This window comes from Streptomyces sp. SID5910 (genome assembly GCF_009862125.1).
In the GTDB taxonomy this organism is placed as follows: domain Bacteria; phylum Actinomycetota; class Actinomycetes; order Streptomycetales; family Streptomycetaceae; genus Streptomyces.
In genome coordinates, this window is record NZ_WWHX01000156.1 from 1 (window position 1) to 1577 (window position 1577).

General features: G+C 74.6%; 2 protein-coding genes. One reads left to right on the forward strand and one right to left on the reverse strand.

Annotated features, from left to right (window positions below; all coding sequences use genetic code 11):
• Positions 1–134: 134 nt before the first annotated feature.
• Complete coding sequence (locus GTW67_RS05690; RefSeq protein ID WP_161163698.1) at positions 135–662, reverse strand: hypothetical protein; 528 nt, start codon at positions 660–662, stop codon at positions 135–137.
• 221 nt (positions 663–883) lie between these two features.
• On the opposite strand from GTW67_RS05690, the gene GTW67_RS05695 reads away from it, so the two are divergent.
• On the forward strand, positions 884–1577 hold a 694-nt coding region (locus GTW67_RS05695; RefSeq protein ID WP_346010568.1), incomplete at its 3' end, for an SLC13 family permease.

The window sequence follows — 1577 nt, forward strand, 5'->3', positions numbered from 1 at the left end:
CTGTTGACAGGTGACCGATTTCGCGCCGTTCCGAGGACGGACACCCCCCGGCGCGGCCCCGACCCACCACCGGACCGAAGGCGCTACGCGCACCCCCACACAGCAGACACAGGCCGCCGCAGGCATGCCGTCCGTCAGGCGACCAGGGCCTGGCCCCGCCCGAGGCGGTCGATCAGTTGGTCCAGGTGCAGTTCCGCCACAGGCGCGAGCAGGTCCGGGTGGCGTAGCAGCGCCGCCGCCCGTCGGTCGCGTTCGTCGGGTTCCAGCAGCCGCCGGAACTCGACCGGCGTCCCGGCGGCCGGACCGGCCTCCGCAAGCGCCACCACCGCCTGCGCGGCCAGCTCCGGGTCCGTCAGCAGGCAGGCCGCCCAGCTCGTCACGACCTCGTCCACCCACGTCCGCCACGCGTACTCGTCCGGGTCGGCCGCCGCCGTACCCTCCGCACCGGTGATCCAGTCCAGGCGACCCGACCCGCCCGGCCCCGACATGGCCATCAGCCCGGCGTCCATCGCCGTCGGATAACGCAACCGCGCCGCTACCGTCACCGCCTGCCGCGCCTGCGCCTCGCACAGCGCGGAGGCCAGCGCTCCGCCGGACGCCGGATAGGCGCACATGAGCCACTGGGTGGTCGCCGCGATCACGGGGGAGAGATCTGCTTGCACTGCCGGACCGTCCGAACTGCTCGCCGTGGGGACAGGGACTCCGACCGAAGCCCGCGCAAACCGTAGCCCGCGCCCCACCGCACGCGACATGCCCCGGACCTGCTCACCGGCGTGGCCTCGGACACACCCGCCCCGGCACCGCCCCGCCGGACGCGACCGCCACCCGCCCGCGGGTGCCATCCTTGGACCTTGCGGATCACCGGGCGCGCCCGGCTTCTGGTGTGGAGGAGAACCCCCTGAGTACCGCCCTCGTCCCCGAGGCCCTGTCGGTCGTCCTGCTGCTCGCGGTCCTGGCCTTCGCCGTGCTGCGCCCCCGGGGCCTCCCGGAGGCCGCGGCCGCCGTGCCCGCCGCCGCGCTGGCCGTGGCACTGGGCATCGTCACCCCGCACGAGGCCTGGGACCAGACCCGTACGCTCCTGCCGGTCGTCGGCTTCCTCGCCCTCGTCCTGATGCTGGCGTACCTCTGCGCGAAGGAGGGCCTGTTCGAGGCCGTCGGCGCCGCGGTGGCCCGCCGCTGCGGCGACAGTCCGCGGCGCCTGCTGACCGGCGTGTTCGCGGTGGCGGCCGCGGTCACGGCCGTGCTCAGTCTGGACGCCACCGTCGTCCTGCTCACCCCGGTGGTCCTCGCGACCGCGGCCCGTTCGGGCGCCCGGGCACGCCCGCACGTGTACGCCACGGCGCATCTGGCGAACTCGGCGTCCCTGCTGCTGCCGGTCTCGAACCTGACGAACCTGCTGGCGTTCACGGCCAGCGGCCTGAGCTTCACCCGGTTCGCCACGCTGATGTCCCTGCCGTGGCTGGCGGTGATCGCCGTCGAGTACGCCGTCTTCCGCCGCTTCTTCAAAGCCGACCTGTCCGCACCGGCGGCCGCCCCCACAAGCACCACCCCCGCCCCGGAACCCGCGGTCCCCCGCT